This is a genomic window from Cypionkella sp. (assembly GCF_034376685.1).
In the GTDB taxonomy this organism is placed as follows: Bacteria; Pseudomonadota; Alphaproteobacteria; order Rhodobacterales; family Rhodobacteraceae; genus Cypionkella.
Map to the genome: position 1 here is coordinate 52,667 of NZ_JAXMJJ010000009.1, position 23,328 is coordinate 75,994.

22 protein-coding genes and 1 tRNA gene are annotated in these 23,328 nt (G+C 62.8%); 8 read left to right on the forward strand and 15 right to left on the reverse strand.

The window, feature by feature from the left end:
* Nucleotides 1-15: 15 nt before the first annotated feature.
* Both U1A24_RS02670 and rlmB read right to left on the reverse strand, forming a co-directional pair.
* Nucleotides 16-450, reverse strand: coding sequence for a CoA-binding protein (locus U1A24_RS02670; protein ID WP_322320447.1), 435 nt, complete (start codon nucleotides 448-450; stop codon nucleotides 16-18).
* A 288-nt stretch (nucleotides 451-738) separates the two neighbouring features.
* Nucleotides 739-1,524, reverse strand: a complete 786-nt coding sequence (gene rlmB / locus U1A24_RS02675) for a 23S rRNA (guanosine(2251)-2'-O)-methyltransferase RlmB (RefSeq protein ID WP_322320448.1) — start codon at nucleotides 1,522-1,524, stop codon at nucleotides 739-741.
* Between the two features lie 131 nt (nucleotides 1,525-1,655).
* Here rlmB and U1A24_RS02680 point away from each other — a divergent pair.
* Together U1A24_RS02680 and U1A24_RS02685 are read left to right on the forward strand one after the other, a co-directional pair.
* Nucleotides 1,656-1,739, forward strand: a tRNA-Tyr gene (locus tag U1A24_RS02680).
* Nucleotides 1,740-1,875: 136 nt separating this feature from the next.
* Complete coding sequence (locus tag U1A24_RS02685; RefSeq protein ID WP_322320449.1) at nucleotides 1,876-2,667, forward strand: dimethylarginine dimethylaminohydrolase; 792 nt, start codon at nucleotides 1,876-1,878, stop codon at nucleotides 2,665-2,667.
* 87 nt (nucleotides 2,668-2,754) lie between these two features.
* Here U1A24_RS02685 and U1A24_RS02690 read toward each other — a convergent pair whose 3' ends face one another.
* A complete protein-coding gene (locus U1A24_RS02690) occupies nucleotides 2,755-3,195 on the reverse strand; it encodes a hypothetical protein (protein ID WP_322320450.1) in 441 nt (146 codons plus the stop codon).
* A 90-nt stretch (nucleotides 3,196-3,285) separates the two neighbouring features.
* On the opposite strand from U1A24_RS02690, the gene U1A24_RS02695 reads away from it, so the two are divergent.
* The gene (locus tag U1A24_RS02695) at nucleotides 3,286-4,287 is read left to right on the forward strand and encodes a hypothetical protein (protein WP_322320451.1); all 1,002 of its coding nucleotides are present in this window, start codon (nucleotides 3,286-3,288) and stop codon (nucleotides 4,285-4,287) included.
* On the opposite strand, the gene cydX is transcribed toward U1A24_RS02695, so the two are convergent.
* The 7 genes from cydX to U1A24_RS02730 all read right to left on the reverse strand — a co-directional run bounded on the left by cydX (nucleotide 4,284) and on the right by U1A24_RS02730 (nucleotide 12,780).
* Complete coding sequence (cydX, locus tag U1A24_RS02700; protein WP_322320452.1) at nucleotides 4,284-4,409, reverse strand: cytochrome bd-I oxidase subunit CydX; 126 nt, start codon at nucleotides 4,407-4,409, stop codon at nucleotides 4,284-4,286. The genes U1A24_RS02695 and cydX overlap by 4 nt on opposite strands.
* A 21-nt stretch (nucleotides 4,410-4,430) precedes the next feature.
* Nucleotides 4,431-5,594, reverse strand: coding sequence for a cytochrome d ubiquinol oxidase subunit II (gene cydB / locus U1A24_RS02705; protein ID WP_322320453.1), 1,164 nt, complete (start codon nucleotides 5,592-5,594; stop codon nucleotides 4,431-4,433).
* Between the two features lie 4 nt (nucleotides 5,595-5,598).
* Nucleotides 5,599-7,209, reverse strand: coding sequence for a cytochrome ubiquinol oxidase subunit I (locus U1A24_RS02710; protein ID WP_322320454.1), 1,611 nt, complete (start codon nucleotides 7,207-7,209; stop codon nucleotides 5,599-5,601).
* A gap of 93 nt (nucleotides 7,210-7,302) precedes the next feature.
* On the reverse strand, nucleotides 7,303-8,937 hold the full coding sequence (locus tag U1A24_RS02715; protein ID WP_322320455.1) for an amino acid ABC transporter ATP-binding/permease protein: 1,635 nt from the start codon (nucleotides 8,935-8,937) through the stop codon (nucleotides 7,303-7,305).
* Nucleotides 8,934-10,586: a thiol reductant ABC exporter subunit CydD gene (gene cydD / locus U1A24_RS02720; RefSeq protein WP_322320456.1), complete on the reverse strand. Its 1,653-nt coding sequence runs from the start codon at nucleotides 10,584-10,586 to the stop codon at nucleotides 8,934-8,936. The genes U1A24_RS02715 and cydD overlap by 4 nt, the downstream gene beginning before the upstream one ends.
* Before the next feature lie 197 nt (nucleotides 10,587-10,783).
* Nucleotides 10,784-12,124 carry an ATP-binding protein gene (locus tag U1A24_RS02725; protein WP_322320457.1) on the reverse strand — a complete coding sequence of 447 codons (1,341 nt, stop codon included), beginning with the start codon at nucleotides 12,122-12,124 and terminating at the stop codon, nucleotides 10,784-10,786.
* Nucleotides 12,121-12,780 (reverse strand): response regulator transcription factor, encoded by a 660-nt coding sequence (locus U1A24_RS02730; protein WP_322320458.1) that lies wholly within the window; start codon nucleotides 12,778-12,780, stop codon nucleotides 12,121-12,123. The genes U1A24_RS02725 and U1A24_RS02730 overlap by 4 nt, the downstream gene beginning before the upstream one ends.
* A 142-nt stretch (nucleotides 12,781-12,922) precedes the next feature.
* Between U1A24_RS02730 and U1A24_RS02735 the strand changes: the two genes are divergently transcribed.
* From U1A24_RS02735 to U1A24_RS02755, 5 genes are all read left to right on the forward strand, one after another.
* Complete coding sequence (locus tag U1A24_RS02735) at nucleotides 12,923-13,243, forward strand: PepSY domain-containing protein (protein ID WP_322320459.1); 321 nt, start codon at nucleotides 12,923-12,925, stop codon at nucleotides 13,241-13,243.
* Nucleotides 13,244-13,432: 189 nt separating this feature from the next.
* Nucleotides 13,433-13,765 (forward strand): hypothetical protein, encoded by a 333-nt coding sequence (locus tag U1A24_RS02740; RefSeq protein WP_322320460.1) that lies wholly within the window; start codon nucleotides 13,433-13,435, stop codon nucleotides 13,763-13,765.
* Nucleotides 13,766-13,799: 34 nt separating this feature from the next.
* Nucleotides 13,800-14,264, forward strand: coding sequence for a DUF2271 domain-containing protein (locus tag U1A24_RS02745; RefSeq protein ID WP_322320461.1), 465 nt, complete (start codon nucleotides 13,800-13,802; stop codon nucleotides 14,262-14,264).
* Nucleotides 14,265-14,277: 13 nt separating this feature from the next.
* Nucleotides 14,278-16,482: a PepSY domain-containing protein gene (locus tag U1A24_RS02750; RefSeq protein WP_322320462.1), complete on the forward strand. Its 2,205-nt coding sequence runs from the start codon at nucleotides 14,278-14,280 to the stop codon at nucleotides 16,480-16,482.
* On the forward strand, nucleotides 16,463-17,452 hold the full coding sequence (locus tag U1A24_RS02755; RefSeq protein ID WP_322320463.1) for an FAD:protein FMN transferase: 990 nt from the start codon (nucleotides 16,463-16,465) through the stop codon (nucleotides 17,450-17,452). Before U1A24_RS02750 ends, U1A24_RS02755 begins: the two co-directional genes overlap by 20 nt.
* Here the strand turns inward: U1A24_RS02755 and U1A24_RS02760 are convergent.
* The 5 genes from U1A24_RS02760 to U1A24_RS02780 form a co-directional block, all read right to left on the reverse strand.
* Entirely contained in the window at nucleotides 17,433-18,869 is a 1,437-nt protein-coding gene (locus U1A24_RS02760) for an NAD-dependent succinate-semialdehyde dehydrogenase (RefSeq protein ID WP_322320464.1), read from the reverse strand. The genes U1A24_RS02755 and U1A24_RS02760 overlap by 20 nt on opposite strands.
* Nucleotides 18,870-18,905: 36 nt before the next feature.
* On the reverse strand, nucleotides 18,906-19,661 hold the full coding sequence (locus tag U1A24_RS02765; RefSeq protein WP_322320465.1) for an IclR family transcriptional regulator: 756 nt from the start codon (nucleotides 19,659-19,661) through the stop codon (nucleotides 18,906-18,908).
* 115 nt (nucleotides 19,662-19,776) lie between these two features.
* Entirely contained in the window at nucleotides 19,777-20,865 is a 1,089-nt protein-coding gene (locus tag U1A24_RS02770) for an ABC transporter substrate-binding protein (protein WP_322320466.1), read from the reverse strand.
* A 38-nt stretch (nucleotides 20,866-20,903) separates the two neighbouring features.
* Nucleotides 20,904-22,679, reverse strand: a complete 1,776-nt coding sequence (locus U1A24_RS02775; RefSeq protein ID WP_322320467.1) for an ABC transporter permease subunit — start codon at nucleotides 22,677-22,679, stop codon at nucleotides 20,904-20,906.
* On the reverse strand, nucleotides 22,676-23,328 hold a 653-nt coding region (locus U1A24_RS02780; RefSeq protein ID WP_322320468.1), incomplete at its 5' end, for an ABC transporter ATP-binding protein. The genes U1A24_RS02780 and U1A24_RS02775, both read right to left, overlap by 4 nt.

Sequence of the window (23,328 nt, forward strand, 5' to 3'; positions counted from 1 at the left end):
GTCTTTAACGGTTTGTTAAGACTTGCGCGCGATGCCGAGCCTTGGAATTTCAATCGCCGGGCAGCGATTCATGATCGCCACAACACCGCGATCTTCGGCGCGTTTGGCGGCGTCGGCATCTGTTACGCCAAGCTGCATCCAGACGGCTTTGAGGTTCGGGAAGGCCGCCAATGCCTCATCCACCACAGCGCCTGCTTCCTCTGAGCGACGAAAGATGTCGACCATATCCACACCGTCTTCGATCTCGGTGAGGCTGGCGCGCACCACTTCCCCCAAGGCCATCTGCCCCGCCTGCCCCGGATTGACCGGGATCACCCGGTAGCCTTGCTGGGCAAGAAACCGCGCGACACCGTGGCTGGGGCGATCCGGTTTCGGCGACCAGCCGACCACGGCGATGGTCTGCACATTGCTCAGAATGTCGCGGATTTCGGCATCGGTGCTGTGCAGCATGGCAGGCTCCAGATAAAAAGACGTCCGGGGCACAGGATCAACCCGTGGGCCGGACGTCAAGGTGTGGAACGAGGGACAGTAAACAGGCACCGCGAGGGTTCCGGCTCGCGTGCTATTGATATGGATGTCACAGGGCCAGATTAAAGGCCCGGTCGCGCATTTGTGATAATGCAAGTGCGGCGAATCTTTGGGGGCTTGCCCCCCGCCTATTGGTTTTTCGAGCCGATGGCAAAACCAATAGGCACCCAGAGTATTTTCGCCAGGATGAACCCAAACTTTAGATAAAATCTAGCGCGTTGCGGCAGCGTAGAGGCCCACAGCGGCGGCGTTCGAGACGTTGAGGCTGCCAAATTCGCCCACGAACGGGATGCGGGCGATCATATCGCAGGTTTCGCGGGTTTTTTCGCGCAGGCCGGGGCCTTCAGCGCCCAAAACCAAGGCCACCGGGCGTTTGCCGACCAAGGCCATCGCGGCAGACAGCTCGATGGTGCCGTCGCCATCAAGGCCGATCAGGGTGTAGCCCATGTCTTTCAGCTCTACCATTGCCTCGGCCAAGTTGGTGACTTTGAGGTAAGGCTGACGCTCCAAAGCGCCGCTGGCGGTTTTGGCCAGAGCTCCGGTTTCCGGGGCGGAATGGTGGCGGGGGGCGACGACGGCACGCGCGCCAAACACTTCGGCAGAGCGCAGGATTGCACCAACGTTATGCGGGTCGGTAACGCGGTCCAAGAGCACGATCAGCGGCTCGCCTGCCCCGGAAATCGCCACATCGGCCAGCTTGCCCCAGTTTAGCGCCTTGACCTCCAAAGCCGCCCCCTGATGCACCGAGCCTTCGTCGATCGGCACCGAAAAACTGCGCGGGTCAGAGAGTTCAGGCTCCATTTTGGAAAAGGCCACGGCCTCTTCCAGCTTGTCGAGGGCGTTCTTGGTGACAACCAGACGGATCTTTTCACGCGCGGGGTTCATCAGCGCATCGCGCACCGCGTGCAGACCAAACAGCCAGACGGTTTCGCGCGCCTCGGCCCGACGGTTGCGTTCTTTGTCCACAACCCAAGTTGGTTTTTTATCACCCGACATCGCGTATCAGCCCCCGTTCATCCGGGCGCGACAATGCGGGCTGCGGGGTTTGGGCGCAAGGCGAAAGCTTTGAAAATTCCTCCGATCCGCCCTTGACGCCCCCGGTGGGCTTCGGTAATCACCGCCGCAGTGGGCGATATGCTGCAAGGTGCGGCAGCGGACTGTAACTCCGCCGAGGCGACTCATGCTTGGTTCGATTCCAAGATCGCCCACCATCTTTCCAAAATAAGATGACAGACCAATGGCTTAGGCCTTGGCTTGTCGGTTTTGGCAGCAAGGGCGCCGCGCATGGATTTGCGGGCGGATTGGCTTTGCGCTAGGCTCGCCAAAGTTTCGGATCAGGAGCCTTTCATGCGGTCTTACACCTTCAGCCATGCCATCACCCGCCGCCCGTCGGCCAGCATCATTGCCGGATTGCGTGCGGTGGATACCGGCATGCCGGATCTGGCCCTGATGCAGGCGCATCACGCCGATTACATCGCGGCATTGCGTTCGACCGGGGCAGAAGTAGTGGAATTGGCCGCGCTGGAGGCTTTCCCGGATTCGGTGTTTGTCGAGGATACCGCGCTGTGCCTGCCCGAAGGCGCTGTGGTGATGCGGCCCGGCGCGCCCTCGCGTCTGGGGGAAGCGGCTGAAATGGCGCCGCATTTGCAGGCGTTGTATGGCCAAGTGCTGCGGATTGAGGGGGCAGACAGCTTCATCGAGGGCGGCGATATTCTGACCACCGAGACCGAGATTCTGGTGGGGCGTTCGGCGCGCACCAATGCCGCCGGTGTGGCGGAGCTGACGCGGCTGGTGGCGGATTGGGGCTATACGGTGCGCGAAGTGTTCACGCCGCCGGGGGTTTTGCATTTCAAAACCGACTGCTCGCTGCTGGATGCTGAGACGATTCTGTCGACCAAGCGGCTGGCGGCGTCGGGGTGTTTTGACGGCTATAAGGTGATCTATGTCGCCGATGGCGAGGAAGCCTGCGCCAATACCATCCGCTTCAACGATCTGGTGATCATGCCTGCGGGCTTTGCGAAGACCCGCGTGACGTTGGAGCAGGCGGGCTATACCGTGCGCGAGATCGGCAACAGCGAATGCGCCAAGCTGGATGGCGGCATGTCTTGCCTGTCGCTGCGGTTCACCCCTGCGCGCTGAGGATTTGCTCTTTTGAAAATACTCCCGCCGGAGGCTCTTGAGGTTAGCGTCGATTGCCCCGGCCCGAGTATTATACCAAGAAGCAGCCTAAGGCGTCATCACGGCGGCGCGGTTGAAATCGGCGCTGGCCTCGCTGCCATCGTCGTAGGTGACGCTGACGTTGATGGTCTGGATTGAGCCGAGCGGCTCGGTGAGGTAGATCTCTGCCCCCTCCATCTTCAGCGCGTTGGGCTGCGGCTCGGTGTCATAGCAGGGTTCCATCGGCCAGATTTTGTCGGGGGCAGCTCCGTTCAATCCGTAGCGGATTTCCGAAAGCCCGCAGCGCCATGCCAGAAGATGGGTGAAATACAACAGATCCTTGCCATCATATTCGCGCACCGCGATCCAGTTGGCGCGGGTGGCGTCGAGGATCGGCTTGATCTCGGCGGCGGTGGTGAAGTTTTCGGCCAAGGCAGCGGTGGGCATTGTCGCTATGGCGACGGGGGGCATTGTCGCGATGGCGGCAACAATCAGGCAATTCCTAATCATCTGAACCTCCTTTTGCTTTTGCTGCCGCGCAATCGCGCCTAATGTCGCGCCAACAGCAGCAGCACGGGGGCCAATCCCCGCGAGAGAAACATGACCGATCCCAAGCCCGCGCGGCAAGCGTTCAATATCGTCGCGGTGGTGCAATCGGGGCGGCTGCAATATGAGGCGTTGCTGTTGGCGGCCAGTTTGCGGGCGACCAACCCGAATTTTGCCGGCAAATTGTATCTGGCGGAACCGCAGCAAGGCGGGGCTTGGCAGAAATCTGTGGCGGTGACGGATGCGGCGGTGCGGGGGATGCTACAGGAGCTTGGGGCGGAGTTTCTGCCGTTTGAGGCGCGGCATTTCGGGCAAAGCTATCCGCATGGCAACAAGATTGAGGCTTTGGCGGCCCTGCCGGATCAGCCGTTCTTGTTTCTGGATACTGACACGCTGGTCACCGGCAATTTCGACACGGTAGGGTTTGATTTCAGCAAGCCCTCGGCCTCGATGCGGCGGGAGGGGACTTGGCCGAGCCAAGAGTTATATGGGCCGGACTTAGCGGCGACGTGGAAGGCCCTGTATGATCGGTTCGGGTTGCGGTTTGAGGACACGATTGATCCCAACCAGCCCGCGAATTACTGGCAGAGGTTCCTGTATTTCAACGCGGGGTGGTTCTTTCATGCCAGCCCGAAGGCGTTCGGGCAGCGGTTTTTGGACTATGCGCTGACGATCCGGGATGATCGGCCTGAGGCTTTGGTCTGTCAGGAGATTTACCCCTGGCTGGACCAGATCGCGTTGCCCTTGGTCATCCACAGCTTTGGCGGCGGGCGTCCGGGGCCGGACCTTGCGGGGCTGGATGGCGCTGTGACTTGCCATTACCGCACCTTGCCGCTGCTTTACGCACGGGAAAGTGATCGGGTGGTTGAGGTGCTGGAGCAGGTCGCCTTGCAAAAGGATCTGCGGCGGATCTTGCGGGATCACGAGCCTGCGCGGCTGATGATTTATCAGAACCGGGGCAAAAAGGTGCGGGCGTTGTTTGACCGCGACTATCTGCCCCGGCGCGAGCAGGCGATTAGATTTGTGTTGAAGCGCGAAGGCTTGTGGCTGCGTTAATCCTCAGCCTCGTCCAGACTGCCGATCTTGCGGCTGTCTTCCTGCATCTCCAGCCACATCGCGTTAACCACAGCGAACATCGCGGCCAGCGGCAGACCCAGCATCCAAGCAAAATACCACATTTCTTTGTCCTTTCAGTCGGTTCAGTAGACGCTGTCCGAGTTCTCGGTCACATCGGCTTCGGTGACTTTGCCCCAGAGCACTTTGTAAACCCATGCGGTGTAAAGCAGGATCAGCGGCAGGAAGATCGCGGTGACCACCAGCATGATGAACAGCGTCAGATGCGAGGAAGACGAATTCCACACCGTCAGCGACGACCGCGGATCGCTGGAGGACGGCAGGATGAACGGGAACATCGTCAGGCCAACCGACGCGATCATGCCGAAGATCGCCATTTTCGACGCCAGCAGCGTGGTGACTTCGCGCCCTGCCCGCAGGCCAAGATAGGCCAGCAGACCGCCTACAACGCCCATCACCGGGGCAATCGCGATCCACGGCCGCAAGGCATAGGCTTGCATCCAGCTGCCACCTTTTGTGACCTCAAAATGCAGCGGGTTCGACGGGCCGTCGGTAACGTAAGCCCCGACGATCTGATAGCCGTCAAAGCCATAAGCCAGCCAGAGGCCCAAGCCGATATAGCCGCCCACCGCGATCAGGGCCGCCGATGACCCAATCCGCCGCGCACGGATCTGCACCGGGCCTTCGGCTTTCACGGTCAGCCACGCCGCCCCATGCATCACCAGCATCGCCAGCGACACGAGGCCTGCACAAAGCGCGAAGGGATTGAGCAGGCTGAGGAATTTCATATACCACACGCCTTCGTAGATCGCGTGCAGATCGTCGGTGAAGTGAAACGGCACTCCTTGCATCACATTGCCGACCGCCACGCCGAAGATCGTCGCAGGCACCGCACCCCCGGCAAACAGCGCCCAATCCCAAGTTGCCCGCCAGCGCGGATCATCACGTTTGGAGCGGTATTTGAACGCCACGGGCCGCACGATCAGCGCCGCCAGCACCACGAACATCGCAAGGTAAAACCCCGAGAACGACACGGCATAAAGCGGCGGCCAAGCCGCAAAGATCGCACCACCGCCAAGGATGAACCAGACCTGATTGCCCTCCCACACCGGGCCAACGGTGTTGATCGCGATGCGGCGTTCCGTATCGGTTTTGGCGACGAAGGGCAAAAGCGCCCCTACCCCCATATCGAAGCCATCGGTCAGCGCAAATCCGATCAACAGCACACCGACCAAGACCCACCATGTCAGACGCAGGGTTTCGTAGCTGAGAAGTTCATGCAAGATCATGGTGTTACTCCCTTGCCAGCGCGATGGCATCGGCATTCTTGCGGCCCTGTAGCCGCGCCTCGTGGCGTTGCATCCAAGCCTCGGTTTCCGCCACTTCAAGGAAGGGGCCTTTGCGGATGTATTTCAGCATCAGGCCCATCTCGACGACGAACAGCACCGAATAGAAGATCACAAAGCCCGCCAGCGTGATCGCCACCTCGGTCATCGACAGCGCCGAGACCGACAGGGCTGTGGGCAGCACGCCGTCCACCGTCCAAGGTTGGCGGCCATATTCGGCAACAAACCAGCCCATTTCGGCGGCAATCCACGGGGTTGGGATCATCCAGACCGCCAGATGCAGCGCCGGGCGGGGGAATTGCATGCGCTTGAACGAGGCGCGATAGAAGAAATAGATCATGGTGCCGATGAAGAAAAAGCCCAAGCCCGCCATGATGCGGAAGGCCCAGAACAGCGGCCAGACCGTGGGCACGGTGTCATTGGCGGCCAGTTTGATCTGTTCTTCCGTCGCCAGATGCGGGGTGTCGGTGTATTTGCGCAGCAACAGGGCAAAGCCGAGATCGGCGGAATGTGCCTCGAACGTATCCTTCACCACCGAAGGCGTCGCCTCACGCTCGGCCCGCAGGGTCAACAACGCTTCATAGGCGATCATGCCGGACCGGACGCGGACTTCGGCCTGCTCGACCAGCTCGGAGATGCCGGGGATTTCAATGGTCAGCGACCGGGTGCCGATCAGCCCCATCACATAGGGAATGTGGATGGCATAATGCGTCTCGCGGGCCTCTTGGTCGGGGAAGCCGATGGCGGTGATTGCGGCGGGGGCGGGCTCGGTGTGCCACATGCCCTCAATCGCGGCGAGTTTCATCTTCTGGCTATGGGTGGCGTTGTAACCGGATTCATCTCCTAGCAGCACCACCGAGAAGGCCGAGGCAAGGCCGAAGGCTGCAGCCACCGCGATGGAGCGGCGCGCCAGTTCGATATGGCGGTCGCGCAACAGATACCATGCCGAGACGCCCAGCACGAAGACCGAGGCGGTGACATAGCCTGCCGAGACGGTGTGGACGAATTTTGCCTGCGCCACTTCGTTGAACAGCACGGCCCAGAAATCGGTCATTTCCATCCGCATCGTCATCGGGTTGAATTCGGCGCCCACCGGATCTTGCATCCAGCCGTTGGCGATCAGAATCCACAGCGCCGAGAAGTTCGATCCGATGGCGACCAGCCAGGTCACCCCCAGATGCCCGACCTTGCTCAGCTTGTCCCAGCCGAAGAAGAACAGCCCGACAAAGGTGGCTTCCAGAAAGAACGCCATAAGCCCCTCGATGGCCAAGGGTGCACCGAAGATATCGCCAACATATTGGCTGTAATAGCTCCAGTTCATGCCGAACTGAAATTCCATCGTGATGCCGGTGGCGACGCCAATGGCAAAGTTGATGCCGAACAGCGCGCCCCAGAATTTGGTCATCTGCCGCCAGATCGGGCGGTTGGTCATCACATAGACGGTTTCCATGATGGCGACGATGATCGACAGGCCAAGGGTGAGTGGCACGAACAGGAAGTGAAACATCGCGGTGGTGGCAAATTGCAACCGCGAGAGTTCAACGATGCCGAATTCCATAAGTCATGCTCCTGCTGATCGGGTCTGCCGATGTCGCTTGCGGTGGGGGCTGTTCCCCCGTGGCATGGTTAAAGCCATATCACAGATATGAGTTTAGGGCAGCCGCAGGGTGAAGTCAGCCCAATCCAGCTCGACAGGGCGATGTGACGCAGTCAGGATCGCGGCTTGGGGCAGATGCTGGCGGATACCGTGCAGGACAAGCTGGGCGGTGGCGGTATCGAGGCCCTCGGTCGGCTCGTCCAACAGTAGGATTGCGGGGCGGCGCAGCAGGGCGCGGGCGAGGCAGAGGCGGCGGGCTTCCCCGCCAGACAGACCAGCGCCACGCGGACCGAGTTCAGCGTCAAGCCCACCCTTGGCGCGGATCACATCGTCCAGCGCCACGGCTTGCAGCGCAGCCCAGAGCGTGGCGTCGCTGGCATCGGGGGCGGCGAGGCTCAGGGCTTGGCGGATGCTGCCTGCCATCAGGGCGGCGCGTTGTGGCACAAGGGTCAGTTGCGCGCGCAGGGCGGGCTCGTCCCAGTCAGACAGAGGCTGGTCGCCCAACCAGATCGCGCCACTAGTCGGGTGCAGCAAACCTGCGGCGAGCAGCAAGGCGGTGGATTTGCCCGCCCCGCTTGGCCCGATCAAAGCCAGTGTCTCGCCCGGATTGAGGCTGAAGCTGAGGGCAGGCAGGCTGGGGCGGGCGGCTCCGCGCTGGTGCGTCACGGCATCAAACCGCAGCAGGGTGGCGGTGTGGTTTTGTCCGGTTGGAAGCGCGGGCGCGGACAGGCCCTGCATCACCCGGCGGGCGGCAAGGGTCATCCGGCCCAGTTCAGCCACCGCACGGCGCAAGGGCGCTGCGGTTTCCGACAAGGCAAGTGCCGCAAAGAAGCCCATCGCGGCCAGCGCCGGGCTGAGTTGGCCGCTTTGCGCCAGCGCCATGCCCAATGCCAAAGCCGCCGCCGCCAAGCCGGTGCCAAGGCAGGACAGCGCAAACCCCGCCCGCCGCTCGACGCGGTCTTGCGCAAGGCGGGCGGTTTGCCTGCGCAGATCCGCCGCGAGAACCGCATCCTGCTGCGCTGCAAGCTGGCCATAGATCGCCAGATCGCCGCGCGCCTGCACCAGATCAATGAAACGGCTGCGGAAGGCTTGGGTGGCCAGCTCGGCGCGACGCGAGGGTGCAAGCCCTGCCCTGCCCGCCCAGATCAGCACCACAGCCCCGCCCCCGATAAAGCCCACCGCCAGCGTTGCGGCAATCGCCAACCCTGCCAGCGCCCAGATCACCGCAAAGCTGAGCAGCTGCGTGGCGATCCCGGCGATCAGCGGCAAGACCAGCCGCAACGGCAGGCCGTCCAAGGCGTCTATATCAGCGGTCAGGCGGTTTAGCATCTGCGGACCGCGCAGGCGCACGAGGCGGTCATAGGGTGCGCGTGTGAGACCTTGCAGCAAGCGCACCCGCAGCGCGGCAAAGGCCCGAAGGGTGGCATCATGTGTCAACACCCGCTCGCCATAGCGCGCGGCGGTGCGGCCCAAGGCGAGGAAACGCACCGAAGCCGAGGGCCGGAACACGTCAAACGACGCGCCAACCCCGGCCAGCCCCGCCGCCGCCGCGGCAGTGATGAACCACCCCGACAGCCCCAGCAAAGCCACACCCGCCAGCAACACCGCCACACCCAGCAGCGCCCCGCGCAGCATGGCCGGGCGCTGGTCACGCCAGATCCAGCGGAACACCTGCCAAAGCGGGCTCATTGCAGCGGCTCCAGCCGGATGACGCGATCCATCCGGGCGGCAAGCGCCTCGTCGTGGGTGGCGATGATCAGGCTGCATCCTGTCGCCGCCAGTGCCAGCAGGCCTGCGGTGACGGCTTCGGCAGAGACCGCATCCAGATCGGCGGTCGGCTCGTCGGCCAGCAGCACATCCGGGCGGGCATGCAGGGCGCGGGCAAGGGTCAGCCGGCGTGCCTCACCGCCCGACAGCCCGCCGCCGCCCTCGCCCAGCCGGGTGGCAAGACCCTGCGGCAGCCCTGCAACGACGTCTTGCATCGCCACCGCCCGCAGCGCGGGAGACAGATCACCGGGTCGCCCAAGGCTGAGGTTATGCCGCAGGCTGGCGTTCAGGAAATGCGGTTGTTGCGGCATCCAGCCCAAGCGCGCCCGCCAGCCATCGGCGGTGCTGTCATCCAGCAGCTGGCCCGCGACACGGATCTGCCCCACTTCGGGATGCAGCATCCCGGCCAGCAGCCGCAGCAGCGTGGTCTTGCCTGCGCCGCTTGGCCCCAGCAGCGCCAAGGTCTCACCTGCAGCAAGCTGGAAATCCGGCAGGGTCAGCAGGCGCGGCCCCAAGCGCAGCCGCAATCCGGTCACCGCAATATCCGCAGGCCCTGCCAACCGCGCCGCCGAGGCACCCTGCCCCAGCAAGGGCTCTGCGGGCTGCGCTTGCCATTCGGCCCAGTCCGCCGCCACCGCCAATGCGGCCGCACGGTCGTGCCAAGCCGCCGACAGATCGCGCAAGGGCTGGTAAAACTCGGGCGCGAGCAGGATCAGGAAAATCCCAGCAGCCGGGGTTAAAGGCGTGCCGTAGCCGCCAAAGCCCAGCAGGCCCAACAGCGAAAATCCGACATAGACCGCGACCATTGCCACGCCGATGGCGGCAAACAACTCCAGCACCGCCGAAGACAGAAAGGCCACACGCAGCACCGCCATGGTCTGCATCCGCAACCGCTCGGCCGCGGCGGCGAAGCTGCTGACCACCGCCTCGCCTGCGCCCAACACGCGGATGTCGATCAGCGCTTGCAGGCGCTCTACCAGCAGATCATTCAAGTTGCCGATCTCGGCCATCTGGCGCTGGCTGGCCGATTGCGCGGCCCAGCCGATCAGCGCCATGAACACCGGGATCAGCGGGCCGGTGATCAGAAAAACCACCCCTACCGCCCAGGATTGCCAAAACGCCAGCGCCAGAATCACCACCGGCACCACCATCACCCGCGCCCGCGCCGGGGCATAGCGGCTGACATAGGGCAAAAGCAGGTCCAGCTTTTCGGCGGCGAGGGCGGCTATAGTTCCGGCTGCGGGGCCAGTGCTGCGGGTCGCCTCACGCGTGACGATCACGGCCCGGCATTGGCCGGTCATCCGCAAGCCTGCTGTGAAAGCGATGCCCTCAGACCAGTGGTTGAGAACCGCACGCAGCACGCCCAGTAGGGCAAATCCTGCGACATACGACCAAAGCGGGGCAACATCGGTCAGCAATCCGGCCAACGCACCCGCCACCAAAGCCGCCTGTAACGGCCAGAGCAATGCTGCCAGTCCCGACAACACAGCGGCCTTGCGCAGCGCTCCTTGCTCGGGTGCCACCAACGCGTTCAGCACTTTGGCACCAATCTGATCGTCCTGCAGCGTCATACCCGCCCTGTCATTGACCCTGCAATGCCTAGTCTGTGCTGCATCTTACGGCAACGGAATCCGGCCCTCGTTGGGCTGCCTGCGGCAATAGGTCTGCGTGTGCCGAGAGGTGCCGCGCGTGGAACTGGCTTCGCAATCGCGCGCGCTGCCTGGGCCATCCCTGATCCCGTGCAGCAGATGCGCAGGCAATCACCAGATCAATGCTGCTTGGTGGCGACTATTGGCAATGTCAAAGCCGCTTCAAATCCAGAGGTTGTGCCGGATCTGGGAGAGGCGAGAATAAGCCGTGTCGATATCCGGTCGGCAATGGCTGCGACGATGGCAAGGCCAAGGCCGCTGCCCTCTGCGCCAGAGCCGCCCCGCTCAAATCGCCGGGTGAGCAGGCTGAGGGTTTGTGGCGAAACGAGCGGGCCATCATTGGCGACGCGGAATCTGCCGTCTTGCGCCAAGGTCACGTCGATTGGGGAAGCTGGGGTGCCATGTCGCAGGGCGTTTTCGACCAGATTGCGGCAGATGATGCCAAAGGCATCTGGATCCAGATCAGACAAGACCGGCTGATCCGGCAGGACCAGCCGGATTTGGGTGGCAGTTGCGCGCTGCATGTCTTCGATGATCAGCCGCGCCACCACGCGCAAATCAGTCGCATGATCCAAGCGCAGCGGCCCGCCCTCGGCACGCGCCAGTTGCAACAGCCGCTCGGCCATCCGGGTCAGCCGCTTCAGCGCGGCTTCGATATCCGCCGCGCGGCGCGCCGCAGTCGCGTCCTTGGTTTCCACCTGCAACCGTTGCGCCTGCGCGATGGCCCCGGCCAAGGGGGTGCGCAACTCATGGGCTGCATTGGCGGCAAAGCTGCGCTCGGCGTCAAAGGCTGCCTTCAGGCGATCCAACACGTCGTTCAGGGTTGTGGCCACGGGCAGGATTTCGGCGGGCAGGCCCCCAACCGGCACTGGCGACAAATCTCGTCCGCTGCGGGCCGCCAGCGATTCACGAAAGCGGCGCAGCGGTGTGAGGCTGGCGCGCACCGCTAAAATGATCGCCAGCAACGCAATCGGGATCACCACCAAGATTGGCAGAGCCAACACCATCTGAAGCTCGCCCGCGAGTTCGGCGCGCTGCGGCAACGGCTCGGCGACGGTGATCCGCACGGTGCCTTGCACGGCGTCCTCGCTATACAGCCGATGGCTGTCGGTCTGCCGGAACCCCGGCCCGTCATAGGCCGGAAAATCCGCCGGGTCCGCCGTGTGCGATTGCAGCAGAATCCGCCCCTGCGCATCGCGCACGACATAGGTGAAAAACTCGCCATGGGTGCGGATCGCGCCAAGCCGCTGGGTCACACCATCATCATCACGGCTCAGAATATCCAACACCGCGAGTGGCAGCAGACGTTGCGCGGTTTCTTGCAGCGCTGAGTCAAAGACCTCGTCCATCTCGTGGCGCAGTACCTGCCCCGTCACCCAAGCTGCCGCCAGCCACAGCACCGTCAGCAGCGCCCCCAGAGACAGCGCCAACCGGGCTTGTAGGCTACCTGGCAGCATCATGCCGCGCCCAGCCGATAGCCAAGCCCGCGCTCGGTCTCTATCACCGCAGCACCCAGCTTTTTGCGCAAGCGGCTGACATGCACCTCGATGGTGTTGCTTTCGATCTCGGCGTCAAAAGCATAGAGCTTTTCTTCAAGCTGCGCCTTCGACAGAAGCTGGCCGGGGCGGCCCAGCAGGGCCTCGAACAGGGCCCATTCGCGGGCGGTCAGCGGCACCACCTTGCCATCGCGGCGCAAACTGCGGGCGGCAAGATCGATGTCCAGCGCACCGTGGTTGATGATCGGGTTCGGGTTGCCGCTGTAGCGCCGCGCGACCGATCCGATCCGAGCCGATAATTCCGCCAGATCAAAGGGCTTGACGAGATAATCATCTGCCCCGGCGTTCAGCCCTTCGATACGGTCGGACACCTGATCCAGCGCGGTCAGAATGATCACCGGGCTGACGTCGCCGCGTTGGCGCAGGGTTTTCAGAAATCCAATGCCGCGTCCATCCGGCAGCATCAGATCAAGCAGCAGCAGATCATAGCCCGCCACCGCCATCGCATCGCCCGCCGCGTCCAGCCGCGTCACCCAATCCACCGAATGGCCGTCGCCTGCGATCTGGTCGCGCACCGCAGCCCCCAGAACCGTGTCGTCCTCGATCAACAGGATGCGCATGGCGTATGTTTTCCTTTGGTGTTGGACCAATCTACGCGCCGGGGCTGACGCCAAGCTGACGTGGGCAGATGCACAGCTTCAGGCTCGCGTCAGTTTCAGGGTGCAAACCTGCGCAAGAAGGCCGCAACCCGGAGTTTGGCCCATGATGAAGACATTGACAATTCTAACCTTTCTTGCCGCTTTTCCGGCAGGTATGGCGCTGGCCGACGACGACGATTGCTTTGTGCCGATGGCCGATTGGCAACCGCGCGAGGCTGTGGCCGCATTGGCCGCCAAGAACGGCTGGAGCGTGCGCCGCATCAAGATCGACGATGGCTGCTATGAGATTGATGGCCGCGACGCGGCTGGTCGGCGGATTGAGGTGACGCTGCAGCCCGCAACGCTTCAGGTGCTTCAGATCGAATACGAAGATCACGAAGAAGATGGCATCCGCAAAGGCGGCAAGGTCAAAAGCCACGACTGATGTATGCCGCGAAATCGGCACGCCCCTGCGCTCATGCACCGGCCGACTGTCCCACGGCCCAAACTTGCCCCGCCGCTTTGGCGGGTTTTTTTCTTCCTGACGTCAAGCTGAAGCAGAAACCGCGCCGCTGTCAGGAAGACCTCAGGTGAGCCGTGCAAATTGGCAACATCGGATCAATGGAGACTCGTTATGAAATCCACCTTCGCCCTGCTGGCTGCATCGACCGCCTTCACCGTTTGCCTTGGTTTGCCAGCCTTCAGCGGCACCAGCCTGCCGCCCACCCCGGCAAACCCCATCGCTTCGATGATGAAGGGCGGAACGCAAGCGCTTCCGCTCGTGCTGATCGACAGCGACGAAGATGACGATGACGATGATGAAGGTTCGGACGATGACTGCGGCGAGGATGACGATGACGGGGTTGCTTGCGGTAGCACAGTCAATCCGGCCCCCACGGGCACCGCAGCACCCCCTTCGAACGGCCTGTTCGGCACAGGTGCTCCGCCGAAGGTGCAAGTGAACTGACCGCCCCCTCCCCAAACCATAAGGCATATCTGCTATGAAATCCTTGCTCGCCACCCTTGCCCTGACCACCGCGTTGACACTTCCCGGTCTTGCGATGGCCCGTCCGGTCACGCTGACCACCACGCTGAACGCTTACGGCGGCAATGGCGCTTATCTCGCGATCTATGTCACCGATCCACAGGGCGTCTATGCGGGCAGCTTGTGGATGGCGGGGGGTAAATCGAAATACTACCAACATTTGTCGGACTGGTATGCGGCCACGGGCGGCGATACCGCGCAGATCAACGGGATTACCGGCGCCAGTGTCGGTGCCGGTCGCTCGCTTGAAATCACGCTTGATCTGGCCGATGCGCTGCTTGACGCGGGCTACACCCTGCACATTGATGCGGCGGTCGAAGATATGCGCAACAGCCCGAATGAGATCGCTGTGCCGCTGACCACGGCGGGGGCTTCGGCACAGGGGCGGCGCTATATCGCCAGCTTCGCCTACGGTCTTTAAGGGGGAGACCGCCATGATCCGCCTGCTTCACCGCTGGCCGGGGCTCTTGGCCCTTGCCCTTGTCACCGTGCTGGCGTTGAGCGGGGCGGCGCTTTCGGTGTTTCCCGCCGCCGAGCGGCTTGGCGTCACCCAGCCCGAGGCAGGCTTGAGCGTGGCCGATCTTGCACAGCGGGTGCAAAGCGCCATCCCCGCCGTGGAGCAGATTGTCCGCGCGCCGTCGGGCCAGATCACCGCTTATTGGTTCGACGGCGGCACCCCTGGCTCTGCGGTGATTGATCCGAGCACTGGGCAGGGGATTGGCTCGGCAGATCCGAATCAGGCCGAGCGCTGGCTGATCAACCTGCACCGCGCGTTGTTTCTGGGGGATGGCGGGCGGATCGTCACCGCAGCTGGGGCTTTGGCGATGCTGCTCTTGGCGCTGTCGGGTATGATGCTGGTGGCTCGGCGGGCGGGCGGATGGCGGCGCTGGTTTACGCGGTTGCGTGGCCCGTTTGCGGGGCGACTACATGTGGAAATCGCCCGTGTGGCGGTGATGGGGCTGCTGGTATCTTCGGCCACTGCGCTGTGGATGACGGCCTCGACCTTCGATCTGTTGCCCGACAGCGCGGTGCCACCCACAACGCTGGCCGAGCCGAGTGGCAAGACCGGCATTGCGGTGAAAGCCATCGGGCAGTTGCAGCAAACTCCGGTAAGCGCGCTGCGGGAACTGTCCTTTCCCTATGCGGATGACGCCAGCGATGTGTTCACCCTGACGACAGAAACCGGAACTGCCACGCTGGATCAAGGCACCGGGGTGCAGCTTTCCTGGGCGGGGCTTTCGATGTGGCAGCGCGTTTCGGCAACCATCTACATGTTGCACACTGGCCAAGGGGCGGCGGCACTGGGGCTGCTGCTGGGGCTGATGGCCCTGGGGGTGCCAGTGATGGGTGGCACTGGGGTGATGTTGTGGTTGGCAGGACGGCACGCGCGTCCAAAAATCAAAGGTAATGTGACGCCCGCCCAAGCCGAGACGATCCTGCTGGTTGGCAGCGAAAGCGGCAGCACTTGGGGCTTTGCGGCGACGCTGCACGCAGCACTGACCGCGGCGGGGCAGACCGTGCATGCCGCACCACTTTCAAGCTTTGATCCGGTCCGCTACGCCAAGGCACAGCGCATCCTGATCATGACCGCGACCTATGGCGACGGTGACGCCCCGACTTCGGCCAAGGGGTTTCTTGAACGCTTGTCACAGGCTGATGTGCCCGCCGCTTCCTTGGCCGTTCTGGGCTTTGGCGACCGCAGTTTTCCGGCCTTCTGCGCGTTTGCCAAAACCATTGCCGCTGAGGCGGAGGCCAAGGGCTATATCATGCTGATCCCCTTTGATACCGTCGACCGGCAATCACCGCAGGACTTTGCTCGCTGGGGGCAAGCGCTTGGAGCGGCGCTGGATATGCCGCTGAGGCTTGCGCATCAGCCGATCTTGCCCGAAACGCAACGCCTGTCCTTGCTGTCACGCCGCGATTATGGCACCGAAGTGCAGGCACCCACCTCGATCCTGCGATTTGCCGTGCCGAACGCCACCCTGTGGCAGCGGCTTATCGGGCGTGGCATTAGCCGGTTTCAGGCGGGTGATCTGCTGGGCATTCTGCCGCAAGGTGCTGATGTGCCGCGCTTTTACTCGCTTGCCTCGGCCAGCCGGGATGGTTTTGTTGAAATCGTGGTGCGAAAACAAGCCGGCGGGCTCTGCTCGGGGCAGCTTCTGGCACTGGAGCCCGGCGACACCACCCGCGCTTTCCTGCGCCGCAACCCCAACTTCCACGCCGGACGTGATCGTGCACCCTTGATCCTGATCGGCGCGGGCACCGGCGTGGGGCCGCTGGCTGGCATCATCCGGGACAATCGCAGGTTGCGTCCGATCCATCTGTTCTTCGGCATCCGTCACCCGGACAGCGATTTCCTGTATGGCGCAGAACTTGCCGCCTGGCAGGCCAAAGGCCGCCTTGCATCGCTGATCACGGCGGTTTCGCGTGGCTCTAAACCGCAATACGTCCAAGACTCACTGCGCGGTGAGGCCGCCCAAATCGCCAATCTGATCCGGGACGGCGCGCGGGTAATGGTCTGCGGCGGGCGCGAGATGGCAGTGGGTGTGGCCGATGCATTGGCCGAAATCATAGCGCCCTTGGGTCTGACCCCGGCGGCGCTGAAAGCTGAGGGGCGCTATGTTGAAGATGTCTACTAAGCTGATCCGCCATGCCCTAAGCGGTGCTACCATGGGCGCGCGGTGGCAGGCTTTGTTCCACATGCCACAGGGCTTTGATCCCGCTCCGCTGGCGGTGGCCCTGCAAACCGCCGTGGCTGACGTCGATGCGCAGATGTCGACATGGCGGCCGGACAGCGCCCTGATGCTGTTGAATGCAGCACCGCCCGAGGTCTGGCAGCCGCTGCCCGCCCGCTTGATGTTGGTGCTTCAGACGGCGCTTGCCATCGGGCAAGCCTCGGGCGGCGCGTTTGACATTGGTGTTGGTGATGCCGTCACGGCTTGGGGTTTTGGCGCAGCACAGGTCAATGAAACCGCCATTCGTGCTGCACTTGCTCGCCGCCGCCGCCCTGCGCAAGACGTGGTGGAACTTGATTCCGCCAACCTGCGCGCGCGCAAACACGGACCGATCAGCCTTGATCTGTCAGGTATTGCAAAGGGTTATGGAGTTGATCGTTTGGTCGAGGTTGCCGCAGGGTTTGGCGTTACAGGCGGCCTTTTCGCCATCGACGGGGAACTCCGCGCTGTTGGCCTGCAACCGGACGGCACGCCTTGGACGGTCGCAATCGAGCGTCCAGATCACCATATCCGCGCCGCCCATGCCATCCTTGCCCTGCAAGATGCAGCAGTAGCCACTTCGGGCGATTACCGCCACTGGATCAGCGCCGGGGCCAAGCGGCTTTCACATACCATTGATCCGGCACGCGGCGGCCCATTGGCGCGATCCCCGGCCTCGGTGACGGTCATTGCCGCCACTTGCATGGCAGCCGATGCTTGGGCCACTGCGCTGATGGTGACCGGCAGCACCGACGGAGCTGCATTGGCGCGCAAACACAATCTGGATGTGCTGTTTCTGGAACGCGACGGCAATGATCTGCGCGAAACGCGCGCTGGGCAGATGTTTGAGACGCGCAGCCCCCAGATAAGCTGCGCTATGCAGCCATCTGAGTGACGAATTTGGTAACCAGATAAGCCTCAATCGCCTCTGATCCGCCCTCGGTGCCGTAGCCGGAATCGCGCACGCCGCCGAAGGGCACTTCGGGCAGGCCAAGGCCGATGTGGTTAATCGTGGTCATGCCCGCGTCAATCTGCATTCCCAAGGCACGGATGGTTTCGGCTGAGCGGGTGAAAGCGTAAGAGGCAAGGCCGAACGGCAGGCGGTTGGCCTCGGCAATCACCTGTTCCAGTGTGGTGAAGCGGTTCACAATCGCGACGGGGCCGAAGGGTTCCTCGCTCATGATCCGCGCGGATAGCGGCACGTTGGCCAGAACGGTCGGTTCAAAGAAGTTGCCCTTGTTGCCGATGCGTTTGCCGCCTGCACGCAGGGTTGCGCCTTGGGCGAGGGCATCGCCAATCAACTCTTCCAGCGCCAGCACACGGCGGTCGTTGGCAAGCGGGCCCATCTGGGTATCGGGGGCGGCACCATTTCCGACCTTGATCGCTTGGGCGGCGTGGCTGATGCCGTCCAGCACGGCGTCAAAAACCCCGTCCTGCACCAGAAAGCGCGTTGGCGCGATGCAGACTTGCCCGGCGTTGCGGAACTTGGCGGCGGACAAGGCTTTGATCGCCTTCGCGGTATCGGCATCGTCGAAAATGATGGCGGGGGCGTGGCCGCCGAGTTCCATCGTGGCGCGCTTCATGTGCTGACCCGCAAGGGCTGCGAGATGTTTGCCCACCGGCGTCGATCCGGTGAACGAGATTTTGCGGATCACCGGATGCGCGATCAGGTATTCCGAGATCTCGGACGGGATACCATAGACCAGATTGACCACGCCCGCCGGAATGCCCGCATCGACAAAGGCGCGGATCAGCTCTGCCGGGGCAGCCGGAGTTTCCTCCGGGGCCTTGACGATGATCGAGCAGCCCGCGGCGACGGCAGCCGAGAGTTTGCGCACCACTTGGTTGATGGGGAAGTTCCACGGGGTGAAGGCCGCGACCACGCCGACGGGCAGTTTGATCGCCATTTGCGTCACATCGCTTTGGCGGGCTGGGATGATCTGGCCATAGGTGCGGCGGCCTTCTTCGGCAAACCAGTCGATGATGTCGGCACCACTGAGCACTTCGGATCGGGCTTCGGCCAAAGGTTTGCCCTGCTCGCTGGTCATCACGGCAGCCACACGGTCGGCACGGTCGCGGAGCAGTTCGGCAGCGCGGCGCATGATCTTGTAACGCTCGAACACGCCGGTCATGCTCCAGACACGCAGACCCGCCTCGGCCGCGACCAAGGCCGCATCCAGATCGGCGCGGCTGGCGTGGGCGACGGTGCCAATCACCTCGCCGGTGGCGGGGTCGGTCACGTTGATGCTGCGCGCACCTGCGCCATCGCGCCAAACGCCGCCGATCAGCAGTTGAGTGTTGGGATAGGTCATGTGGTGTCCTGCTTTTGCAAAGGGCTGCGCCGGGGGTTAGCCGCGCGGCGCGTAGCCAAGGGCGGTGGAGATGCTGCGGGCTGCGTCAATCACATGCACCGCGTATTCTTTCAATTGCTTGCGCTTGACGCGCGAATCCGGGCCAGACATGCCGATCGCCCCGACAAGTTCACCCGAACGGCCAAGGATGGCGCAGGCGCAAGCCGCGATGCCGTCGCGCCATTCGCCCAAGGGAACCGAGGCATAGCCCTGCGCGCGGGCGGTGGCGATGTCTTCGCGCAGTTCGGCCAAGGTCGCGCGGGTGGTGTCGGTATAGCGACGCAGATGCGGGGTGAAGCGTTCAAGGTAGCTGTCGGGCATATGACACAGCATCGCCTTGCCGGTGGCCACTGCGAAGGCGGGCGCACGCGAGCCGACACTGGTATGGGCGCGGATGTGATGGGCGCTTTCGATCTTGTCGACATAGACCACGTCGGTGTCTTCCAGCAGCGACAGATGCACCGTCTCACCGGTTTGCTCGGCCAGCCGCAGCATCGCCGGGCGCGCCACTTTGATCAGATCCATCCGGCGGATCACATGGCTGCCGAGTTCCCAGATCCGGGTGGTCAACTCATAGGTGCTGTGCGGCGGAATTTGCCGGACATAGCCTTGCGCCTGCAAAGTGGTCAGCAGGCGGTGGGTGTTGCTTTTGGTGAATTGCAGTTGCGCCGCAAGGTCAGTGACGCCACGCGGGGTTTCGCTGAGGGCCAAGGCTTCGATCAGGCGAAGTCCTTTGATGAAGGCTTTATCCATAATGCGCCTGTTTCCTTTGGCTTTTCATCCGTATCATGACGGCGCGGCGGATCAATTACTACGGGCAAGAATGGCCGCAACCCTTCAGGGTCACGGCCATTTGCCAGATTTCAGATTACTGCGCCAGCAGAGCGTTCAACCGCTCTTGGCCATCCTCTTCATTGGTCGATGTGCCGTTGGCCGCCATGGCACCCCAATAGTCCGGGCTCCATTCAATCGCTTTTGCCAAGTTGTCCGGGTTGTTGGCCCAGTAGCGGCTGACACTGCGGTCCGACGCCTCGAACACCACCGAGGACGGCAGCGCGACCGGGAAGGTCGAGGTCAGTTCCGCCGCCCGCGCAGCGTCAAGCCGCCATGACAGCAGTTTCAGCGCGTTGTCATAGTTCGGTGCGCCCTTGGGGATCGAGAAGAAATCGTAGTAGACAAAGCCCTGATCCCAGGAAATTTCGACCGGAGCCCCTTCCAGCGCCAGTTTGCTCATCGACCCGGTATAGGCCATGCACATATCAGCTTCGCCATCGAGCAGCAGTTGCGGCGGTTGCGCCGAGGTGGTCCACCATTTCGACACATGCGGCTTGATCTCGTCGATCTTTTTCAGCGCCCGCTCCATATCCAGCGGGTAGAGGTCTTCTTTCGCCACACCGTCCGCCATCAGTGCCGCTTCCATCACGAAGCGCGGCCAGCCGGGCAGGCAGCGTTTGCCGGGGAATTTTTCGACATTCCAGAAATCGGCCCAGTTGGCGGGCACGTTATCGCCGGTGTATTTTTCTTTGTTATAGACCAGAGCCACGCCGATCACCTGAAGCGCCACACCTTTGGGGCGTTTCAGATTGTCGGGCATTGCGGCCAGCGTGACCTTGGCGCTGTCGGACAATTTGTCATAGTCGATGTCCGCCAGACAGCAATCGCCCAGCAGTTTGGTTTCCTGATCAAAGATGAAGGTCAGATCCCAATCAACCTTGCCAGCCTCGACCTGCGCCTTGATCTTGGGGCCGCTGCGGGCCTCTTGCACCGTGATCACGTTGATGCCGGTTTCGGCGGTGAAGGGGTCATACATCACGCTGCGCAGCGCCTCGCCATAGCCGCCACCGGGGTCTTGCATCACCACTTCGGTGCTTTGCGCAGCGGCAAGGTTAGCCCCCGCAATCAACGCGGCTGCGGCCAGCGCCGAGGCCGTCGCCCTGAGATATTTCCGTTCAAGCATTTTCATCCTCCTCCTCTGAAAGTCAGTTTGTTATGGCCTTACGCCGCACGCGACCGCGACAGTACGGGTCGCGCCAAAGCGATCCCTCCGACGACAAGCAGCACCTCAAGGGTAGAGACGACTGCCAGCACCGGGTTGAGTTGATAGTTGATGTCTGCCCACAGCATCAGCGGCAGGGTTTTCAGCTGCGCGCTGGACAAGAACAGCGACAGCACCAGCTCGTCGAACGAATGCAGAAAGGCAAAGAACACCGCCGCCGCCAAGCCCGGCGCAATGGTGGGCAGCGTTACGGTGCGAAACACCGTCAGCGGCGATGCGCCATGCACGGCGGCGCTTTGCTCCAGCTTCGGGTCAACCGCCTGCAAAGCCGCCGAGATGATGACGACCACGATGGGCACGCCGCCGATGGCATGGGCAGCGGCCAAGCCCCAGACGGTGCCGACCAGATCAAACCGCAGGAAGAGGCTATAGAGCGACAGGCCCAACACCACCGGGGGCACGATCACCGGGCTGACCAGCAGCAGCATGATCGCGGATTTGTATTTGATCCGGCTGCGCACGATGCCCATCGCCGCCGAGGCCCCCAGGATCACTGCAAAGCAAGCCGACAGCGCCGCGATCATCAGCGAGTTGCCAAAGGCGCGCATCCAGTTGGCGTCGGAAAAGAACTTGGTGTACCAACGCAGCGAGTATTCGGTGGGCGGGAATGTCAGGTAGGTGGCATTGCTGAACGAGATGATGATCACGACGATGATCGGCACGATCAGTGCTGCGATCACAAACGCCCCGATCAGACGAACCGTCCAGGTGCCAAACCCGCCATGCAGCCGCCCAAGCAGGCGCAGCAGCGGCCAGCCGATGCTGTCTGCCAAGACCATGCCGAGCGTATGACGCGGTTTTGCCGTGCTGGCCTTGAGACGTGGGCTGGTTCTTGCCGGGGTGTCGGACAGTTTGCTGCCACCCCAGATGAACTCAAACCCCATGATGCGGCCAGCCACCGCGACCACGACCAGCGTGATCACCAGCAGCACCACAGCCAGCGCCTGCAAAAAGCCCTCGCTTGAGACGAAATCGGCCTGTTGCGTGATGTGCATGGCGAACATCTGATCGCCCGGCCCGCCTAGCAGCGTCGGCGTGATGAAAAAGCCCAATGCGCTGACGAAGACCAACAGGAACCCGGCCCCGATCCCCGGCAGGGTCAGCGGCAACAGCACGCGCCAGAACACCGCAAGCGGCCCTGCCCCACTGGCCAATGCCGCCCGCGTCAGGCTTTGATCCAGCCGCGCGACGCTGGAATAGATGCTGAGCACCATCAACGGCAGCAGAACGGCGGTCATGCAGACCAGCACGGTGCCACGGTTGAACAACAGGCCCATCGGTTCGTCAAAAATGCCAAGCCAGACCGCGAATTTGTTGACCGGGCCATTGCGGCCCAGCAGCACCATCCACGCATAGGTGCGGATCAGGATCGCGATGAAATAGGGCAGCACGATTGCCGTGGCGATCAACACCTGCGCTGTGCCACGTGTGCGGTGGATCAGCAGCGCCATCGGATAGCCGAACAGCAGGCACAGGAACGCGACAGTGACCGCGATCTGCATCGTGCGGACCAGCGACTCCCAATAAAGCGGAATGTCGAACACGCGTTCAAAATGCGTCAAGACCGACGGGCCGTTCATGCTGATGCGGGTCAGGTCGATCAGCGGCATCAGGTAGATGAAGGCCAGAAACAGCGTGGCTGGCAGCAGCAAAAGGGCGGGATTTTTCAACCGCTCGGTCAGGGGTATGCGATGAACAATCGGCGCATCGGTCATGTCAGCACCCAGCAATCATCGGCACCCCAGCCGACATGCAGACGATCCCCCACAGCGGGCAGCGGACGGTTCGCCAGATCAGTGCAGCGGATCAGCAGCCTGTCACCGCCGTCAACCTGCACTTCAATGCGCAGGGTTTCGCCCAGAAACAGTGCCGAGGTGACGGTGGCGGGCATCGCGTTTGCCATCGGATCGTTTGAGAACGTGATTCGCTCGGGCCGCACCAGAACCGTCACCCGGCCAGCACTGGCCGCGTCGCGGCTTTCGGCCTGGAACACATAACCCGCACGGTTTTTCAGCGTGACGGTGTTGCCGGAGCGTTGCAGGATTTCGGCGTCGATCAGATTGCTTTCGCCGACGAAGGACGCGACGAACTGCGTCTTCGGATGGCGGTAGATTTCGGCGGGGCGCGCGATCTGGATGATCTTTCCGGCATCCATCACGGCGATCCGGTCGCTCATCGTCAGGGCTTCGCTTTGGTCGTGGGTCACGAACAGAATCGTGCTGCCGATGGTCTGGTGCAGATCGCGGATCTCGATCTGGATCGACTCGCGCAGGCGACGATCCAGCGCACTGAGCGGCTCATCCATCAGCACCACTTTGGGTCGCATCACGATGGCGCGGGCAATCGCCACGCGCTGCTGCTGAC

Coding starts and splice junctions, on each gene's coding strand:
- cydX (WP_322320452.1), bottom strand. CDS start 4,409: ATGTGGTATTTTGCTTGGATGCTGGGTCTGCCGCTGGCCGCGATGTTC.
- U1A24_RS02735 (WP_322320459.1), top strand. CDS start 12,923: ATGATGAAGACATTGACAATTCTAACCTTTCTTGCCGCTTTTCCGGCA.
- U1A24_RS02740 (WP_322320460.1), top strand. CDS start 13,433: ATGAAATCCACCTTCGCCCTGCTGGCTGCATCGACCGCCTTCACCGTT.
- U1A24_RS02755 (WP_322320463.1), top strand. CDS start 16,463: ATGTTGAAGATGTCTACTAAGCTGATCCGCCATGCCCTAAGCGGTGCT.
- U1A24_RS02690 (WP_322320450.1), bottom strand. CDS start 3,195: ATGATTAGGAATTGCCTGATTGTTGCCGCCATCGCGACAATGCCCCCC.
- cydB (WP_322320453.1), bottom strand. CDS start 5,594: ATGATCTTGCATGAACTTCTCAGCTACGAAACCCTGCGTCTGACATGG.
- U1A24_RS02670 (WP_322320447.1), bottom strand. CDS start 450: ATGCTGCACAGCACCGATGCCGAAATCCGCGACATTCTGAGCAATGTG.
- U1A24_RS02725 (WP_322320457.1), bottom strand. CDS start 12,124: ATGATGCTGCCAGGTAGCCTACAAGCCCGGTTGGCGCTGTCTCTGGGG.
- U1A24_RS02760 (WP_322320464.1), bottom strand. CDS start 18,869: ATGACCTATCCCAACACTCAACTGCTGATCGGCGGCGTTTGGCGCGAT.
- U1A24_RS02730 (WP_322320458.1), bottom strand. CDS start 12,780: ATGCGCATCCTGTTGATCGAGGACGACACGGTTCTGGGGGCTGCGGTG.
- U1A24_RS02775 (WP_322320467.1), bottom strand. CDS start 22,679: ATGACCGATGCGCCGATTGTTCATCGCATACCCCTGACCGAGCGGTTG.
- U1A24_RS02750 (WP_322320462.1), top strand. CDS start 14,278: ATGATCCGCCTGCTTCACCGCTGGCCGGGGCTCTTGGCCCTTGCCCTT.
- U1A24_RS02685 (WP_322320449.1), top strand. CDS start 1,876: ATGCGGTCTTACACCTTCAGCCATGCCATCACCCGCCGCCCGTCGGCC.
- rlmB (WP_322320448.1), bottom strand. CDS start 1,524: ATGTCGGGTGATAAAAAACCAACTTGGGTTGTGGACAAAGAACGCAAC.
- U1A24_RS02745 (WP_322320461.1), top strand. CDS start 13,800: ATGAAATCCTTGCTCGCCACCCTTGCCCTGACCACCGCGTTGACACTT.
- U1A24_RS02715 (WP_322320455.1), bottom strand. CDS start 8,937: ATGAGCCCGCTTTGGCAGGTGTTCCGCTGGATCTGGCGTGACCAGCGC.
- U1A24_RS02770 (WP_322320466.1), bottom strand. CDS start 20,865: ATGCTTGAACGGAAATATCTCAGGGCGACGGCCTCGGCGCTGGCCGCA.
- cydD (WP_322320456.1), bottom strand. CDS start 10,586: ATGACGCTGCAGGACGATCAGATTGGTGCCAAAGTGCTGAACGCGTTG.
- U1A24_RS02765 (WP_322320465.1), bottom strand. CDS start 19,661: ATGGATAAAGCCTTCATCAAAGGACTTCGCCTGATCGAAGCCTTGGCC.
- U1A24_RS02695 (WP_322320451.1), top strand. CDS start 3,286: ATGACCGATCCCAAGCCCGCGCGGCAAGCGTTCAATATCGTCGCGGTG.
- U1A24_RS02710 (WP_322320454.1), bottom strand. CDS start 7,209: ATGGAATTCGGCATCGTTGAACTCTCGCGGTTGCAATTTGCCACCACC.